The organism is Streptomyces sp. ID05-26A (assembly GCF_033794685.1).
Taxonomy (GTDB): Bacteria; Actinomycetota; Actinomycetes; order Mycobacteriales; family Pseudonocardiaceae; genus Lentzea.
In genome coordinates this window covers 1,449,413-1,465,310 of record NZ_JARAYZ010000001.1, presented here as the reverse complement: position 1 = coordinate 1,465,310, position 15,898 = coordinate 1,449,413, and the positions used below count along the sequence as shown (strand labels likewise).

Annotated in this window: 13 protein-coding genes and 4 tRNA genes; 9 read left to right on the top strand and 8 right to left on the bottom strand. The window is 69.7% G+C overall.

The window, feature by feature from the left end; translation table 11 throughout:
* Window positions 1-4: 4 nt before the first annotated feature.
* The 8 genes from sucD to PV646_RS07050 all read left to right on the top strand — a co-directional run bounded on the left by sucD (window position 5) and on the right by PV646_RS07050 (window position 11,761).
* On the top strand, window positions 5-892 hold the full coding sequence (gene sucD / locus PV646_RS07085; RefSeq protein ID WP_189154468.1) for a succinate--CoA ligase subunit alpha: 888 nt from the start codon (window positions 5-7) through the stop codon (window positions 890-892).
* Between the two features lie 175 nt (window positions 893-1,067).
* Entirely contained in the window at window positions 1,068-1,793 is a 726-nt protein-coding gene (locus tag PV646_RS07080) for a DUF5336 domain-containing protein (RefSeq protein ID WP_500340673.1), read from the top strand.
* Window positions 1,794-1,911: 118 nt separating this feature from the next.
* On the top strand, window positions 1,912-3,492 hold the full coding sequence (locus PV646_RS07075; protein WP_500340672.1) for a cell division protein PerM: 1,581 nt from the start codon (window positions 1,912-1,914) through the stop codon (window positions 3,490-3,492).
* Window positions 3,493-3,537: 45 nt separating this feature from the next.
* On the top strand, window positions 3,538-4,155 hold the full coding sequence (gene purN, locus PV646_RS07070; protein WP_500342300.1) for a phosphoribosylglycinamide formyltransferase: 618 nt from the start codon (window positions 3,538-3,540) through the stop codon (window positions 4,153-4,155).
* Window positions 4,152-5,723 carry a bifunctional phosphoribosylaminoimidazolecarboxamide formyltransferase/IMP cyclohydrolase gene (purH, locus tag PV646_RS07065; protein WP_500340671.1) on the top strand — a complete coding sequence of 524 codons (1,572 nt, stop codon included), beginning with the start codon at window positions 4,152-4,154 and terminating at the stop codon, window positions 5,721-5,723. Before purN ends, purH begins: the two co-directional genes overlap by 4 nt.
* Window positions 5,724-6,143: 420 nt before the next feature.
* Window positions 6,144-6,914, top strand: a complete 771-nt coding sequence (gene imuA', locus PV646_RS07060) for a DnaE2-dependent mutagenesis accessory factor ImuA' (RefSeq protein ID WP_500340670.1) — start codon at window positions 6,144-6,146, stop codon at window positions 6,912-6,914.
* The gene (locus tag PV646_RS07055; protein WP_500340669.1) at window positions 6,911-8,413 is read left to right on the top strand and encodes a DNA polymerase Y family protein; all 1,503 of its coding nucleotides are present in this window, start codon (window positions 6,911-6,913) and stop codon (window positions 8,411-8,413) included. Before imuA' ends, PV646_RS07055 begins: the two co-directional genes overlap by 4 nt.
* Window positions 8,414-8,473: 60 nt before the next feature.
* A complete protein-coding gene (locus PV646_RS07050) occupies window positions 8,474-11,761 on the top strand; it encodes an error-prone DNA polymerase (protein WP_500340668.1) in 3,288 nt (1,095 codons plus the stop codon).
* 1 nt (window position 11,762) lies between these two features.
* Here the strand turns inward: PV646_RS07050 and PV646_RS07045 are convergent.
* The 5 genes from PV646_RS07045 to PV646_RS07025 form a co-directional block, all read right to left on the bottom strand.
* Window positions 11,763-11,834, bottom strand: a tRNA-Asn gene (locus PV646_RS07045).
* A gap of 13 nt (window positions 11,835-11,847) precedes the next feature.
* Window positions 11,848-11,936 (bottom strand) — tRNA-Ser (locus tag PV646_RS07040).
* 8 nt (window positions 11,937-11,944) lie between these two features.
* Window positions 11,945-12,029, bottom strand: a tRNA-Ser gene (locus PV646_RS07035).
* A gap of 118 nt (window positions 12,030-12,147) precedes the next feature.
* Window positions 12,148-12,218: transfer RNA gene (locus PV646_RS07030), tRNA-Arg, on the bottom strand.
* Between the two features lie 258 nt (window positions 12,219-12,476).
* A complete protein-coding gene (locus PV646_RS07025) occupies window positions 12,477-13,043 on the bottom strand; it encodes a dihydrofolate reductase family protein (RefSeq protein WP_500340667.1) in 567 nt (188 codons plus the stop codon).
* Window positions 13,044-13,118: 75 nt separating this feature from the next.
* On the opposite strand from PV646_RS07025, the gene PV646_RS07020 reads away from it, so the two are divergent.
* Window positions 13,119-13,694, top strand: coding sequence for a TetR/AcrR family transcriptional regulator (locus tag PV646_RS07020; RefSeq protein WP_500340666.1), 576 nt, complete (start codon window positions 13,119-13,121; stop codon window positions 13,692-13,694).
* Here PV646_RS07020 and PV646_RS07015 read toward each other — a convergent pair.
* From PV646_RS07015 to PV646_RS07005, 3 genes are read right to left on the bottom strand one after another with little or no spacing between them, the layout of a single operon-like run.
* Entirely contained in the window at window positions 13,691-14,011 is a 321-nt protein-coding gene (locus PV646_RS07015; protein ID WP_500340665.1) for a DUF3017 domain-containing protein, read from the bottom strand. The two genes, PV646_RS07020 and PV646_RS07015, sit on opposite strands and share 4 nt — an antisense overlap.
* The gene (locus PV646_RS07010) at window positions 13,998-14,846 is read right to left on the bottom strand and encodes a bifunctional methylenetetrahydrofolate dehydrogenase/methenyltetrahydrofolate cyclohydrolase (RefSeq protein ID WP_500340664.1); all 849 of its coding nucleotides are present in this window, start codon (window positions 14,844-14,846) and stop codon (window positions 13,998-14,000) included. The genes PV646_RS07015 and PV646_RS07010 overlap by 14 nt, the downstream gene beginning before the upstream one ends.
* Window positions 14,843-15,763, bottom strand: coding sequence for a DMT family transporter (locus PV646_RS07005; protein WP_500340663.1), 921 nt, complete (start codon window positions 15,761-15,763; stop codon window positions 14,843-14,845). The genes PV646_RS07010 and PV646_RS07005 overlap by 4 nt, the downstream gene beginning before the upstream one ends.
* Window positions 15,764-15,898: the final 135 nt, after the last annotated feature.

Here is a 15,898-nt window from a genome sequence, read left to right as displayed (position 1 = left end):
TCAGATGGCTATCTTCCTCAACGAGAACAGCAAGGTCATCGTCCAGGGCATGACCGGTGCCGAAGGCACCAAGCACACCAAGCGCATGCTCGCGTCCGGTACGAACATCGTCGGTGGCGTGAACCCGCGCAAGGCGGGCGAGAAGGTCGACTTCGACGGCACCGTCCTCCCGGTCTTCGGCACCGTCAAGGAGGCCATGGAGGCCACCGGCGCGAACGTGACCGTGATCTTCGTCCCGCCGGCCTTCTCGAAGGCCGCCGTGGTCGAGGCGATCGACGCCGAGATCGAGCTGGCCGTGGTCATCACCGAGGGCATCCCGGTGCACGACACCGCCTACTTCTGGGCGCACGCCGTCGCGACGGGCCACAAGACCCGCATCATCGGCCCGAACTGCCCCGGCATCATCAGCCCCGGCAAGTCGAACGCCGGCATCATCCCGGCGAACATCGCGGGCGCCGGCAAGATCGGCCTGGTGTCGAAGTCGGGCACGCTGACCTACCAGATGATGCACGAGCTGCGGGACTTCGGTTTCTCCACCGCGATCGGCATCGGTGGCGACCCGATCATCGGCACCACGCACATCGACGCCCTGGAGGCCTTCGAGGCCGACGAGGAGACCGTCGCGATCGTGATGATCGGTGAGATCGGTGGCGACGCCGAAGAGCGTGCGGCCGCGTACATCAAGGAGAACGTGACCAAGCCGGTCGTCGGCTACGTCGCGGGCTTCACCGCTCCCGAGGGCAAGACCATGGGCCACGCCGGCGCCATCGTCTCCGGCTCGGCGGGCACCGCACAGGCGAAGAAGGAGGCCCTCGAGGCCGCCGGCGTCAAGGTCGGCAAGACGCCGTCCGAGACCGCCGACCTGATGCGCGAGATCATGAAGGCGCTCTGAAAGTCTGACGTTTCAGGCACGTAGAGCAACGCGAGGACCGGATTCCGAGTACTTTCGGAGTCCGGTCCTCGCTCGTATGGCGGAACCGGCGTGATCGGTCCAACGTCTTAGTGGCGGGTGGCAGAGCACTGCTAGCGTCAGTCGACGCACCCTGGTTTGAGGAGGAGACCTCGACATGTCCGTGCCTTACGGCGCACCCCAACAGCAGCCGCCGGGTCCGGCACAGCACCAGGCACCGCCGCCGCCCCCTGGGGCCCCCGGCGCCAACAACATCAACCTGGCCCTGATCCTCCCGCTGGTCGCGGCGGGTCTCGGCCTGGTGGCGTACCTCGTCGCGTTCGCGGACGACGTCAGCAGCGGCAACGTGGTCTACCTGCTCGCCGCGGGCCTGCTCGCCGGACTTTCGGTGCTCCCGAGCACTCCGAAGGGCTTCATCCCGGTCGCGGCGGTCCTGGCGGGTGTGCAGACGCTGCTGCAGTTGCAGGGCGTCATCAAGTCGGTGTCCGTGCAGGGCCTCGACATCGTGCTGCTCATCGTCGCGTTGCTCGAGACGGCCGCGATCGTGCTCGCGTTCCTGCTCGCCGAGGGCATCGTGAAGTTCGAGCCGAAGCCGGCGAACCCGTACGCGGGCCACCAGAGCCAGGGCCAGCCGGGTGGCTGGAACCCGCAGTCCGGTGCGTTCCCGCAGCAGGGCCAGCAGGCCCCGCAGCACGCCGCACCCCAGCAGGCCCCGCAGCAGCAGGCACCGCAGCAGTTCGGCCAGCAGCAGCAGTTCGGTCAGCAGCCTCAGCAGCCCGCGCAGCCGGGTCAGCCGCCGCAGCAGACCAGCTTCATGCCGCAGCCGGGCCAGTTCGGCTCGCCGGGCACGCCGCCCGGTGGCTTCGGCGGACCGCAGCAGTAGGGTCCGCACACCGTTCGACCTCAGGGGTGGTGCCGGTTCGCCGGCACCACCCCTGTCGTATGACCCGGCGTGCCTGCCTCGAATGGCCCAGCCGGCCTGACACAGTGGAGAAGTGCCCGTGCTGCAACGCGATGTGACCCGCGAGGTCAACACCGTGCGCCCACCGGAGTTCTCGCGGTCCGAACGCATGCGGGTGCTCGTCGCCGCCGCGGTCGGCTCGGTGGTCGTCGGATACGCCGCGGTCGCCGCGGTCCTCGCGCTGGTCTCCGCGACGGCCACGTACGCGGACTTCTCGACCTCGGGCGTGCTCAGCGCCGCCGCGCCCGCCTGGCTGGCGGCGCACCACGTGCCGTTGCGCTTCGACTCGGGCCAGCTCGGCGTGCTGCCGCTGCTGCCCACCGCGTTGCTGATGCTGCTGGTCAGCCGCACCGCCGCGGGCACCGCCGACCGCCTCGGCCTCTACGAACCGTTGCAGGCCCGCGGTGTCGTGCTCAGCATCGCCGGATCGCACGCCATCGTCGGCGGTGCGATCGCGCTGGTGATGGGCGACGGGGTCGTGCGCGCCACACCGGCCGTGGCGTTCTTCGGCTGTGCGGCGGTGTCCGGTCTCGCGGCCACGATCGGTGTGGCACGCCGTTGCGGCCTGTACGAGGTGGTGTTCGACAAGCTCGACCCGGTGGCGCTGCACGGGCTGCGCGCCGGGTTCATGGCGTTGTTCGCGCTGGTCAGCGTTGGCGCGCTGGCGGTGGCGGCGGGTCTCGCCGCCTCGTGGCAGCGCACCAGTGAGCTCTTCGCGGGCGCCGGTGCGTCGTTCGGCGTCGGCCTCGGCGTGTTCCTGCTGTGCCTCGCCTACCTTCCGAACGCGATCATCGCGGGCTTCTCCTACGTCGCGGGCGCCGGGTTCTCGATGGGTGGCGTCGAGGTCACGCCGTTGAAGTTCGTCGGCGGCCAGGTGCCCCCGGTGCCGTTGCTGGCGGCCATGCCGGAGAACGAGTTCGTGTGGAGCCCCGCCGTGCTGGTGGGTGGTCTGGTGATCGGCCTGGTCGTCGGCTGGACCTGCCGCAAGGTGTCCGACCGGCCGACCTCGCGGTTCCGCGCGGTCCTGGTGGCCGCGATCACGGCGGGCGTGGGCAGTCTCGTGCTCGCCGCGACGGCCGGTGGACGGCTCGCGGGCGGCGCGTTCGACCCCGTGACGATCCCCGCCGGTCTGCTGGCGCTGGCGGTGGCGCTGTGGGTGCTGGTGCCGGGCGCACTGGTGGCCTGGCTCGCCGGCAACCGCGGGAAGGCCGCCGTGGCGGCGGGTGCCACCGAGTTCGCCGAACCGGACGACGCCGGGGACGACGCCGAGGACCCGGACGTCGTGTTCGAGGACGACGAGCTCACCGAGCAGTTCGAGCAGCTCGAGGTCGTGGACGCCGACGAGTTCGAGGTCGACGAGGACCTCGAGGACGACGACTACTACGACGAGGACGAGTACGACGACGCAGAGCTCGAAGACGCAGAGCTTGAAGACGAAGAGCTCGAAGACGACGAGCCTGAAGACGTCGACGAGCTCGAAGACGTTGAGGACGAAGAGGAAGACGACGCCGAACCCGAAGACGAGGAGGACCTCGAGGAAGAAGAGGATCTCGACTCGGAGTTCGACGAGATGCTCGGCATGGAGGCCGAGGAGGACCTGGACGGCAAGCCGGGACGGTGACGTCATAGGCTGCTCCTGAGCTGCTGCAACGACCAGGAGTAGACGCTGAGCACCGAACTTCGGCTTCCCACACCGGCGCGCGTCGTCGTACTCGTCTCCGGTTCCGGAACCCTCATGCAGGCCCTGCTGGACGCCGACCTCCCGATCGAGGTCGTCGCGGTCGGCGCCGACCGCGAGAACATCGAGGGCCTCAAGCGCGCCGAACGCGCGGGGGTCCCCCATTTCGCCGTGAAGCTGCGCGACCACGCCGACCGCACGGCCTGGGACGAGGCGCTGACCGAGGCGGTCGCGTCGCACGAGCCCGACCTGGTCGTGTCCGCCGGCTTCATGAAGATCATCGGCGAGCGGTTCCTCGCCCGCTTCGGCGGCCGGATGATCAACACCCACCCCGCGCTGCTGCCGTCCTTCCCCGGCGCGCACGCCGTGCGTGACGCCCTGGCCTACGGCGTGCACGTCACCGGATCGACGGTGCACCTGGTCGACGCGGGTGTCGACACGGGGCCGATCCTCGCGCAGGAGGCCGTGGTCGTCGAACCCGGCGACACCGAGGACACCCTGCACGAACGCATCAAGGTCGTCGAACGCCGGCTGCTCGTCGAGACAGTCGGCCGACTCGCCCGTGAGGGCTGCACCGTGAACGGACGAAAGGTGAGCATTCCGTGAGCACTCCTGCCGAGAGGCGACCGGTCCGCCGGGCCCTGATCGGGGTCTCCGACAAGGCCGGCCTCCTGGAACTGGCCACCGGCCTGCACGCGGCCGGAGTCGAGATCGTGTCCACCGGCGGCACCGCCAAGGTGCTGGCCGACGCGGGCGTCCCCGTGACGAAGGTCGAGCAGGTCACCGGGTTCCCCGAGTGCCTCGACGGCCGCGTGAAGACGCTGCACCCGCGCGTGCACGCCGGCCTGCTGGCCGACCTGCGCAAGGACTCGCACGTCCAGCAGCTGCGCGAGATGGACATCGCGCCGTTCGACCTGCTGGTCGTGAACCTGTACCCGTTCACGCAGACCGTCGCGTCGGGCGCTTCCCCCGACGACTGCGTCGAGCAGATCGACATCGGCGGCCCCGCGATGGTCCGCGCGTCGGCGAAGAACCACGCCAACGTCGCGGTCGTCGTCGACCCGGCCCGCTACGACTGGGTGCTGGAGAACGTCCGCGAGGGCGGCTTCACCATGACCGACCGCCAGCGCCTGGCCGCGGACGCGTTCCGCCACACCGCCTCCTACGACGTGGCCGTGGCCTCGTGGATGGGCAACGTGCTGGCGCCCGACGACGAGGGCAGCGGCTTCCCCGGCTGGGTCGGCGCGACCTGGAACCGGTCTAACGTGCTGCGCTACGGCGAGAACCCGCACCAGAACGCCGCGATCTACACGCAGGGCGACGGCCGTACGGGCCTCGCGTCGGCGAAGCAGTTGCACGGCAAGGAGATGTCGTACAACAACTACCTCGACGGTGACGCCGCGTGGCGTGCCGCGTGGGACCACGAGCTGCCGTGCGTCGCGATCATCAAGCACGCCAACCCGTGTGGCATCGCGGTGTCCGAGCTGAGCATCGCGGACGCGCACCGCAAGGCCCACGAGTGCGACCCGGTCAGCGCGTTCGGCGGCATCATCGCGGCGAACCGCGAGGTCACCGTCGAGATGGCCGAGTTCGTCTCGGAGATCTTCACCGAGGTCGTCATCGCTCCGTCCTACGAGGACGGTGCCATCGAGGTGTTGCAGCGCAAGAAGAACGTGCGCATCCTCGTGGCCGAGGCACCCGCCCGCGGTGGCGCGGAGATGCGCCCGGTGTCCGGCGGCCTGCTGCTGCAGCAGCGCGACGCCATCGACGCCGACGGCGACTCGCCGAAGAACTGGACCCTGGCGTGCGGCGAGCCCGCGGACGAGAAGACGCTGGCGGACCTCGACTTCGCGTGGCGCGCCATCCGCGCGGTGAAGTCGAACGCGATCCTGCTGGCGAACGACGGCGCGACCGTCGGTGTCGGCATGGGCCAGGTCAACCGGGTCGACTCGTCGATCCTCGCGGTGAAGCGCGCCGGTGAGCGGGCCAAGGGCGCGGTCGGTGCCTCCGACGCGTTCTTCCCGTTCCCGGACGGCCTGGAGGTGCTGCTGGAGGCCGGCGTGCGCGCGGTCGTGCAGCCCGGTGGTTCGGTGCGCGACCCCGAGGTCATTGCCAAGGCCGAGCAGGCGGGCATCACGCTGTACCTGACGGGGACGCGTCACTTCGCCCACTGACGCTCGTTGCTGGAAAGGGGCCGCTTCCGTCGGGGGAGCGGCCCTTTTGCTTCACAAGCCGCGGAGACGGTGCCGCAGGCCGCCCGCCGCTGCCGCCATTCGTGTTGCGGACGTGGCTGACCGTGAACGCGGTGGCGACACCGCCGAACACGAGCCGGCCCGCGGCGATGCTGCCGGCCAGCAGTGGCCGATTCGTGGTTTTCCCAGTTCCCCCATGGTGATCGGGCCACGCTGGAGGACCTCCCGCACCTGTGTGGCCGTGTCCACCAAAAGGGTGACGCTCTGGCATTGACACAGGGGTGCGTTCACGCGCTACGATCATCTCGTTCGTTCGAACAAGCGTTCGAATAGCAAGTCGCCGAACTTCCCTCGGCGGCCGTGCACAGGGGTGCGCACGGTCCGTGAAGGGAGGTGGGTGGAGTGTCCAGGTCGGCAACGGCGTCGTTGGCCGCGCTCGGGGTGAACCCGGCCAGCGAGCTGACCAGCACCACCACCGACCACGCCACGGGGCGGGTCCTGCCGGTTCGCGGGGAACTGGCGGGCCTGCTCCCGTGGGGCGGCTTGCGGCGTGGCAGCACGGTGTCGGTGGGCGGATCGACATCGTTGCTGCTCGCCCTGCTGGCGGGAGCGACCGCGGACGGCTGTTGGGCCGCCGTGGTCGGCCTGCCGCAGCTCGGAGTGCTGGCCGCTGCCGAGTTGGGCGTCGCCGTGCAGCGGCTGGCGCTCGTGCCGCGCCCCGGCTCCGATCCCGGCCAGGTGATCGCGGCCCTGCTGGACGGCGTCGACCTGGTCGCCGTCGCCTGCCCACTTCCCCCTTCCCTCGCGCGTCGTCTGACGGCCCGCGCCCGTCAACGTCGTGCGGTGCTCATCGCCTTTGGCTCGTGGCCCTCGGCCGACGTGGAGCTGACGGCGGAGTCCGTGGGCTGGAACGCCCTGGACGACGGCGCGGAAACGTTGCGGCGCCAGCAGATCAGCGTGCGCAGCGGCGGCCGGGGCTCGGCCGGGCGCGCCAAGCAGGTGCTGCTGACGTTCGGCGAGGAAGAAATCGAGCTCCCGCTGGTGGCCGGTGGACCGGACCGTTCCGACGAGCCGGCTGATGCCGGTCCGGAGCGGTCCGACGAACTGGCCACCAGGCGGGCAGAAGCAATCGAACGCCTGGTCAGGCTCGCGCAAAAGGGTCCTGCCACGTGAAGGACACCCGTCTGCTCGCGGTCTGGTGCCCCGACTGGCCCGTCATCGCCGCCTGCACCGCCACCGGCACCGCCCCGCACGTACCGGTGGCGGTGGTCGACGGCAACGAGATCGTGTCCACCTCGGCCGTGGCGCGGGTCGAGGGCATCCGCCGGGCGATGCGCAGGCGCGCGGCCGAGGCGATGTGTCCCGAGCTGATCACCTTCGAGCACGACCCGCAGCGCGACGCCCGGTTCTTCGAGCCGGTGGCGGAGGCCGTCGAGGAACTCGCGCCCGGCATCGAGGTCGTGCAGCCCGGGCTGGTCGCGGTGCCCGCGCAGGGGCCGGTCGGCTACTTCCAGTCCGCGGAGCAGGCGGCCGAACGGATCGTCGACCACATCGCCACCCGCACCGGGACGGAAGCCCAGGTGGGGGTGGCCGGCAGCCTGTTCGCGGCCACGAAAGCCGCGCACCGCAACGTGATCGTGCCGCAGGACCGGACGGCGGAGTTCCTCAGGCCGTTGGGCGTGCACGAACTCGACGCGCCCGAACTGGTCGACCTGCTCAGGAGGCTCGGGCTGAAGACGCTCGGCGCGTTCGCGGACGTGCCGGAGAACGCGGTGGCGTCCCGGTTCGGCGGACCGGCGACGCGGCAGCACCGGCTGGCGCGCGGGTTGCCGGAACGTCCGCTCGACAAGCGCAGGCCCGCGCCCGAACTGGCGGTCACCGAGACCTTCGACGAACCGGTCGAGCGGATCGACTCGGCCGCGTTCGCCGCGAAGGTCCTCTCGGAACGCCTGCACGAGAACCTCGCGGCCCGCAGCCTCGCGTGCACCCGGCTCGGCATCCACGCGCGCACCGAGAACGGCGAGGAACTGCACCGGGTGTGGCGGGCCGCGGAACCGTTGACACCGCGGGGAATCGCGGACCGGGTGCGCTGGCAGCTCGATGGCTGGCTCACCCGCGAACGCCTCACGTCCGGCATCCGCGCGCTCACCCTCGAACCGGTCGAGGTCGTCGACGGCACCGCGCTCCAGCTCGGGTTGTGGGGCCACGACGACGAACGCGCGGTGCGGGCGTTGCTGCACGTGCAGGGGTTGCTCGGCCCGGACGGTGTGCTCACCGGGGTCATCGACGGCGGCAGAGGGCCGAAGGAGCAGGTCAGGCTCGTGCCGTGGGGTGACGAGCGGGTCCCGTCGCGCAACCCGGACCACCCGTGGCCCGGCCGGCTCACCAGGGCGCCCGCGACGCTCGCCGACGACCCCGCGGAGCTGACGGACGAGGCGGGCGGCGAGGTCGGCGTGACCGGCAGGCTCGAACTCACCGCGAGGCCGAAGAAGCTGACCGTCAAAGGAAGAACGCGCGAGGTGACCGCGTGGGCCGGGCCGTTCCCGGTCGACGAGCGGTGGTGGGCACCGGATCCGCACCGGGCCGCGCGCGTCCAGGTGCAGACGGACGACCAGGCGTTCCTGCTGATCCGCAGGGACCAGAGGTGGTTTCTGGAAGGGGTGTACGACTGATGCAGGACGATTACTGGGATCTGCTGGAGACTCTGATTCCGTTGCCGCGCAAGGAAATCGATGGGGTGGAATAACCCACCGGTCCGCTGGAAGGACCTGGAACGGGCCCTGTCCGGCAAACCCGCCGAGCAGAAACCCGACGGCGGCGACAGCCCGGCGTGGAGCAGGCACCGCGACCGGTACACCGCCCCGCCGGGTTTCCGGCTGCGCGCGGACGAGATGGCGGCCGCCCGCAAGCGCGTCCCGTACGCGGAACTGCACTGCCACTCCAACTTCAGCTGGCTCGACGGCGCGAGCCACCCCGAGGAACTGGTCGAGGAGGCGCAACGGCTCAAGCTCGACGCCATCGCGATCACCGACCACGACGGCATGTACGGCGTCGTGCGGTTCGCCGAGGCGGCCAAGGAACTGGGCATGCACACGGTGTTCGGCGCCGAGCTGAGCATCGGACTGAGCAGGCCCGCGAACGGCGAACCGGACCCCGAGGGCGACCACCTGCTTCTCCTTGCGCGCCAACAGGACGGCTACCACGCGCTGTGCCGCACGCTCACCACCGGCCATCTCGACGACAACGCCGAGAAGGGCAAACCCGTCTACGACATCGACCAGATCGTCGCCGACACCAAGGGTGACGTCGTCGTGCTCACGGGCTGCCGCAAGGGAACCGTCCGCCGGGCGCTCGTCAGGGACGGGCCGGAGGCGGCCTACGAAGAGATCGTCAGGCTCACCGACCTGTTCGGCAAGGGCCGCGTCCACGTCGAGCTGACCGACCACGGCCTGCCCGAGGACAGCAGGCGCAACGACATCCTCAACGCGATGGCGCAGAAGCTGCAACTCCCTGTCGTGGCAACGAATGCGGCGCACTACGCGACACCGAGCCGTGGCAGGCTCGCCGCCGCGATGGCCGCCGTGCGCGCGCGAAGCAGCCTCGACGACATGGCCGGTTGGCTGCCGCCGTCACCCGCCGCGTTCCTGCGCAGCGGCGAGGAGATGTTCCACCGGTTCCGCCGATTTCCCGGCGCCGTGCACAACGCCGCGTTGCTCGGCATGCAACTGGCGTTCGACCTGCGGCTGGTCGCGCCGAAGCTGCCGCCGTTCGACGTGCCGCACGGCCACACCGAGATCACGTGGTTGCGCGAGCTCACCTACATCGGTGCCCGGCGCAGGTACTCCGAAGGCGACGAGAAGGCGTTCGGGCAGATCGAGCACGAGCTGAGGATCATCGAACAGCTCGGCTTCCCCGGCTACTTCCTCGTCGTGCACGACATCGTGGACTTCTGCAAGCGCAACGACATCCTCTGCCAGGGCAGGGGGAGTGCCGCGAACTCCGCGGTGTGCTTCGCGCTCGGCATCACCAACGTCGACGCGGTCCGCTTCGACCTGCTCTTCGAACGGTTCCTCGCCCCCGCCCGCGACGGCCCTCCCGACATCGACGTCGACATCGAGTCCGACCGGCGCGAGGAGGTCATTCAGCACGTCTACGCGAAGTACGGCCGGCGGCACGCGGCGCAGGTCGCGAACGTCATCACCTACCGCGCCCGTTCCGCGGTGCGCGACATGGCCCGTGCGCTCGGGCACTCGCCGGGCCAGCAGGACGCGTGGAGCAAGCAGATAGACAGGTGGGGCCCGCTCGGCACCACCACCGACGACTGCGACATCCCGCGTGACGTGCTGGAACTGTCAGCGCAGCTGGAGAACTTCCCGCGCCACCTCGGCATCCACTCCGGCGGCATGGTGATCTGCGACCGCGCCGTCAGCGAGGTGTGCCCGGTCGAGAAGGCGCGCATGGACAAGCGCACGGTCCTGCAGTGGGACAAGGACGACTGCGCGTCCATCGGCCTGGTGAAGTTCGACCTGCTCGGCCTCGGCATGCTCTCCGCGCTGCACTACGCCATCGATCTCGTCCGCGACCACGAGGGCGTCGACGTCGACATGGGTCGCATCGACCTCGAGGACGCGCGCGTCTACGAGATGCTGCAGAAAGCCGACTCGGTCGGGGTCTTCCAGGTGGAGAGCCGCGCGCAGATGGCGACGTTGCCGCGTCTGAAGCCGCGCGAGTTCTACGACCTGGTCGTCGAGGTCGCGCTGATCAGGCCGGGCCCGATCCAGGGCGGTTCGGTGCACCCGTACATCCGGCGCCGCAACGAGGTCGAGAAGTGGGACTACGACCACCCGTTGCTGGAGAACGCGCTGAAGAAGACCTACGGCGTGCCGTTGTTCCAGGAACAGCTCATGCAGATCGCGGTCGACGTGGGCGGCTTCACCGCCGCCGAGGCCGACGAACTGCGCCGCGCGATGGGCGCCAAGCGTTCGACCGCCCGCATGGAACGTCTGCGCGACCGCTTCTACGAGGGCTGCGCGGAGCGGGGCATCAACGAGGAACTCGCCGGCCGCATCTACGCGAAGCTGCTGGCGTTCGCCAACTTCGGCTTCCCGGAGTCGCACGCCCTGTCGTTCGCGCACCTGGTGTTCGTGAGCGCGTGGTTCAAGCTCTACCACCCGGCGGCGTTCTGCGCGGCCCTGCTCAGGGCCCAGCCGATGGGCTTCTACTCACCGCAGTCGCTGGTGATCGACGCCCGCCGCCACGGCGTGACGGTGCACGGCCCGTGCGTGAACCGTTCCCTGCCCTGGGCAGGCCTGGAACCGTTCGAGGGAGCGCAGGCCGTCCGCATCGGTCTGTCCGCCGTCCGCGGCGTCGGCGAGGCGGACGCGGAGCGGATCGTTGCCGCCCAACCGTTCCACGACATGGAGGACTTCGGCACCCGCGTGCAGCTCACCGCGGCACAAGTGGAGGCCCTGGCCACCGCGGGCGCGTTCTCCTGCTTCGGCCTGGAACGCCGCGAGGCGCTCTGGGCGGCCGGCGCGGTGGCGGCCATCCGGTCCGATCGCCTGCCCGGCACCGTGGTCGGCGTCGACGCGCCCGCGTTGCCCGGCATGGACGACGTCGAACTGGCGGTAGCGGACGTCTGGGCCACGGGCCTGTCCCCGGACAGCTTCCCGACCCAGTTCGTCCGGTCCACCTTGGACTCCATGGGCGCACTGCCGGTGGAGTCGCTCGCGTCCGTCGACCCCGGCACCCGCGTGCTGATCGGTGGCGCGGTGACCCATCGGCAACGGCCGGCGACGGCGGGCGGGGTCACGTTCCTCAACATCGAGGACGAGACCGGGATGGTGAACGTCGTGTGCTCGCCGGGTTTGTGGGCGCGGTACCGGCGGGTGGCGCGGGGGAGCGGCGCGATGCTCGTGCGGGGCGTGGTCGAGTCCGCCGAGGGCGTGGTCAGCCTGCTGGCGGACCGGTTGCAGCACCTGGACCTGCGGATCCCGTCGAAGTCACGGGACTTCCGCTGAGTTCCCCTGCCAGGATTCGAACCTGGTCCTCCCGCGTAACAGTCGGGCGTGCTGCCATCAGCACTTCAGAGGACACGGTGGTGGAGCGGAGGATGCAGGATTCGAACCTGCGCAGCGCTCGCGCGCTGACCACTGTTTTCGAGACAGCTGCCTTACCGGGCTCGGCCAATCCTCCTCAGGACGCGGAGGGCGCGCGGATCGAACGCGCGCCAGACATCGCTGGACCTCGGATTAGCAATCCGGTGCCTTACCACTCGGCCAGCCCTCCTTTGCCCTGCTGCACTGCTGCGCCCCGAAAAGCGCCTTTCCGTCGGATGCCCGCGAGTCGAACGCGGTGTGTCCTCATCCCAAATGAGGTGGGTTGCCGTCTCCCTCGCACCCGGAAGTACCCCTGCCAGGAGTCGAACCTGAATCTCGGCGTTCGTAGCGCCGCACTCTCTCCATTGAGCTACAAGGGAAAGAATTGCACAACAAACAAAGAGAGCCGCCCTGATCGGTTTCCCGATGGGCGGCTCCCTGTATGGCGTCGACATGCCACTACAAGGAGCTCACCTGCGAAAACGGTCGCGAGGAGCTGGGGCGCCGCGATGAGTGCAGGCACGCGACAGCGCTGCTCGAGCTGCTGCCTCGCATCTCCTGGCTCGTCATGACGTTCCCCTTAGGCTTGGTGTGTGACACGAGTATTGCGGGCGCACATGGCGCCCGTCAATCATTTTTACGAACGAGGTTCGTAAGTCATGAACGAAACTCCGCTCTCGAACAGTCGCGCATCGGTGCGCTGGAACTTCCTGATGTCGGCTTTCCCGTCGAACAACGGGATGCCGCGCCCGAACACCACGGGGTGGATCTTCAGCAGCATCTTGTCGATCTCGGGCAGCAGTTCGGCGGCCAGTTTGCCGCCGCCGCACAGCCAGATGTCGAGGCCGTCCTCCGCCTTCAGGGCCCGCACCCGCCCGGCGACGTCGGAGCGGATCACCTCGACGTCGGACGGGGTGTCGGTCACCTGCGTCGACACGACGAACTGGCGCAGGTGTGCGTACGGCGAGGCCGGGCCGCCGGGCACCTGGTAGGTGTTGCGGCCCATCAGCACGGTGTCGAAGTGCTGGTTCGGCGCGTCCGCCAGGCCGAACGGCTCGCGGATCTGGGTCGGCAGCGTCTCCGGGTAGTGCTCGTTGATGCCGGCCATGTGGTCGCCCTCGTAGATGAACCCGTCGAAGGTCCCGTCCTCGGCCGCGATGTAGCCGTCGAGTGTCACTGCCACGTAGTAGACGAGCTTTCGCATAACTGAACCCCCTGTGATCTCGTTCAACCACGACAACTGTAGTACTATGCCTGTAGTGGTTGTCAAGGAGGCATCGTGGTCAGGAACGAGGCACGGCGAACTGCTCTGCTGGACGCGGCGATCGACGTCCTGGCGCAGGAGGGCGCGCGGGGACTGACCTACCGCGCGATCGACGCCAAAGCCGAGACGCCAGCGGGTACGGCGTCGAACTACTTCGCGAACCGCGACGAGCTGATGTCCGAGGTGATGACTCGGGTGCACGACAGGCTCATGCCGTCGGACGAGTCGGTGGCGGAGTCGCTGTCACTCCCGCGCGACCGGCAGCTCACGGTCAAGTTCATGCACGACATCATCAAGCGGGCGGACGCCGACAAGGCCTGCTACCTCGCGATGATGGAGCTGCGGCTGGAGGCCACGAGAAGGCCGGAGATCCGCAGGGCGCTCACGAAGACGATCGCCGACAACATCGAGGCCAACGTCGCGTTCAACGAGGAGTCGAAGCTGCCGGGCGACCGCATGACCGTCGTCTCGCTCTACTTCGCGATGACGGGGTTGATCTACGAACGGCTGACGCTGCCGGACGTGGTCGCGCCCATGGACCTCGACGAGCTCGTCGAGGTCATGGTGGACCGCGCCATCGGCCCGAGCTAACGACTCAGCGGACCGCCGGTGATCGTCAGCGCGACGGCGATCACCACGATGCCCAGCGTCGAGTACAGGAACGCGTCCATGCCGCGGCCGCGGATCTTGATCAGACCAGCCTGCTCGTCGGTCACCAGGATCCGCAGCACGGCCGCGACCAGCAGCGCCACGCCGAGCAGCACGGCGCCCTGCCGCCAGTGGTACTGGAACGTCCGCACCAACCCGAGCGCGCCGATCCCCAGCACCAGCGCGAACGGCAGGTGCTTCGCGGGGCCCGAGCGCCAGCGCTGTTCCGGCATGAGCGCCTCGGCGTCAGACCGCTGCATTGGCGCGCTCGGCGGCTTCGACGGTGTTGGTCAGCAGCATCGCAACGGTCATCGGGCCGGCGCCACCGGGGATCGGGGCGAGCCAGCCGGCGACCTCGCGGACCTCGGGGGCCACGTCGCCGACGAGACCGGCCTCGGTGCGGGTGATGCCGACGTCGACCACGGCCGCGCCCGGCTTGACCATGTCCGCGGTGATCAGGCCCGGGCTGCCGGCACCGGCGATCACGATGTCCGCGCGGCGCACCTCCGCCGCCAGGTCCTTGGTGCCGGTGTGGCAGAGCGTCACGGTGGCGTTCTCGGAACGACGCGTCAGCAGCAGGCCGATCGGGCGGCCCACGGTGACACCGCGGCCGATGACGGTGACGTTCGCGCCCGCGATCGGCACCTCGTAGCGGCGCAGCAGCTCCACGATGCCGCGCGGCGTCGCGGGCAGCGCGGCCTCCTCGCCGAGCACGAGCTTGCCGAGGTTGACCGGGTGCAGGCCGTCGCCGTCCTTGGCCGGGTCGATGCGCTCGAGGATCGCGTTCGCGTTGAGGTGCTTGGGCAGCGGCAGCTGGACGATGTACGCGGTGACCTCGGGGTTCGCGTTCAGCTCGTCGATGACGGCCTCGAGCTCCTGCTGCGTGATCGACTCGGGCAGGTCGCGCCGGATCGACTTGATGCCGACCTTCTCGCACGCCTTGTGCTTGCCCTTGACGTACGAGTGCGAGCCGGGGTCGTCGCCGACCAGCACGGTGGCCAGGCCCACGGAACCGGGCAGCGCGGCGACCCGCGCCTTCAGGTCCTCGAACAGCGCGTTCCGGGTTTCGTTGCCGTTGAGCAGCGTCGCAGTCACGTCCTCATCCTCCCATTGGGCAGGGCCGCCACGCCCACCGACACCAGCGTCAGCGCCACGCCGATCGCCGTCGGCAACGCCAGGTGCCCGCTCACCGCGTCGAGCAGCACGGCCCCGATGAGCTGCCCGGACACACCGCACAGCCCGACCATCAACACGCCGATGAACCGCACCGACGTGATCGCGCCACCCACGCCGACGATGCCCAGCAACCCGCCGAGGTACAGCCACCAGTCAGACGGGAACGCACCGGGCACCCCGCTCCACGTCACGGCGTTGACCAGCGTCAACGCCACCGTGCCCACGCTGAAGTTCACCAGGATCGTCGCCATCGAGTTGGCCGCGGCCTCGCGCACCAGCCCGTTCACCGCCTGCTGCCAGCCCATCATCAGGCCGGCGATCAGCGGCAGCACCGCGAGCCACAACGCGCCCGGCGACGTGAACCGGTCCGACACCGCGACCGTGACGGCGATAACACCGACGGCCGCTCCGACGACACGTGTCTTTGTAATCGGCTTCGACTCGCCGGGCCCGACCCCGAGGTTGTCCATGACCATGCTGCTCACGACCTGTCCGATCACGACCGCGACCGTGAAGACCGCCACACCGATGGTCGCGACCGCGAGCCCCTGCGAGCCCACGAGCACCGCGCCGCTGATGCCGCCGACGCACTCCCACCAGCGGATGCGGCGGTGCCTCAGCGCGTCCCGCAGCCGCAGCAGGCCGTCCCGTCCGGACTGTCGCGTCAGGACCACCGCGAGCAGCACGAACCACCCGCCGCCGAAGGAGATCAACGCCGCGAGCAGGCCGTTGCCGAGTTCCTGGGCGAGCGATCCGTTGACGCGCGCCTGGACCGCGATGGCCACTCCGCCCGCTGCCGCCAGCAGACCGCCGGTCACCTGCGCGGACCGCGTCACATCGCCTCCAGACGGACCAAAAGTGTTCTTGATCAGCTTTAACCTTGCACGTCCGCCGCGTTATGGTCGGGTCTCCACCGTTCGGCGCAGTGGCGGGGGACGTGTGCGATCCGGCGAGTTGCGGGGGAAGATGTT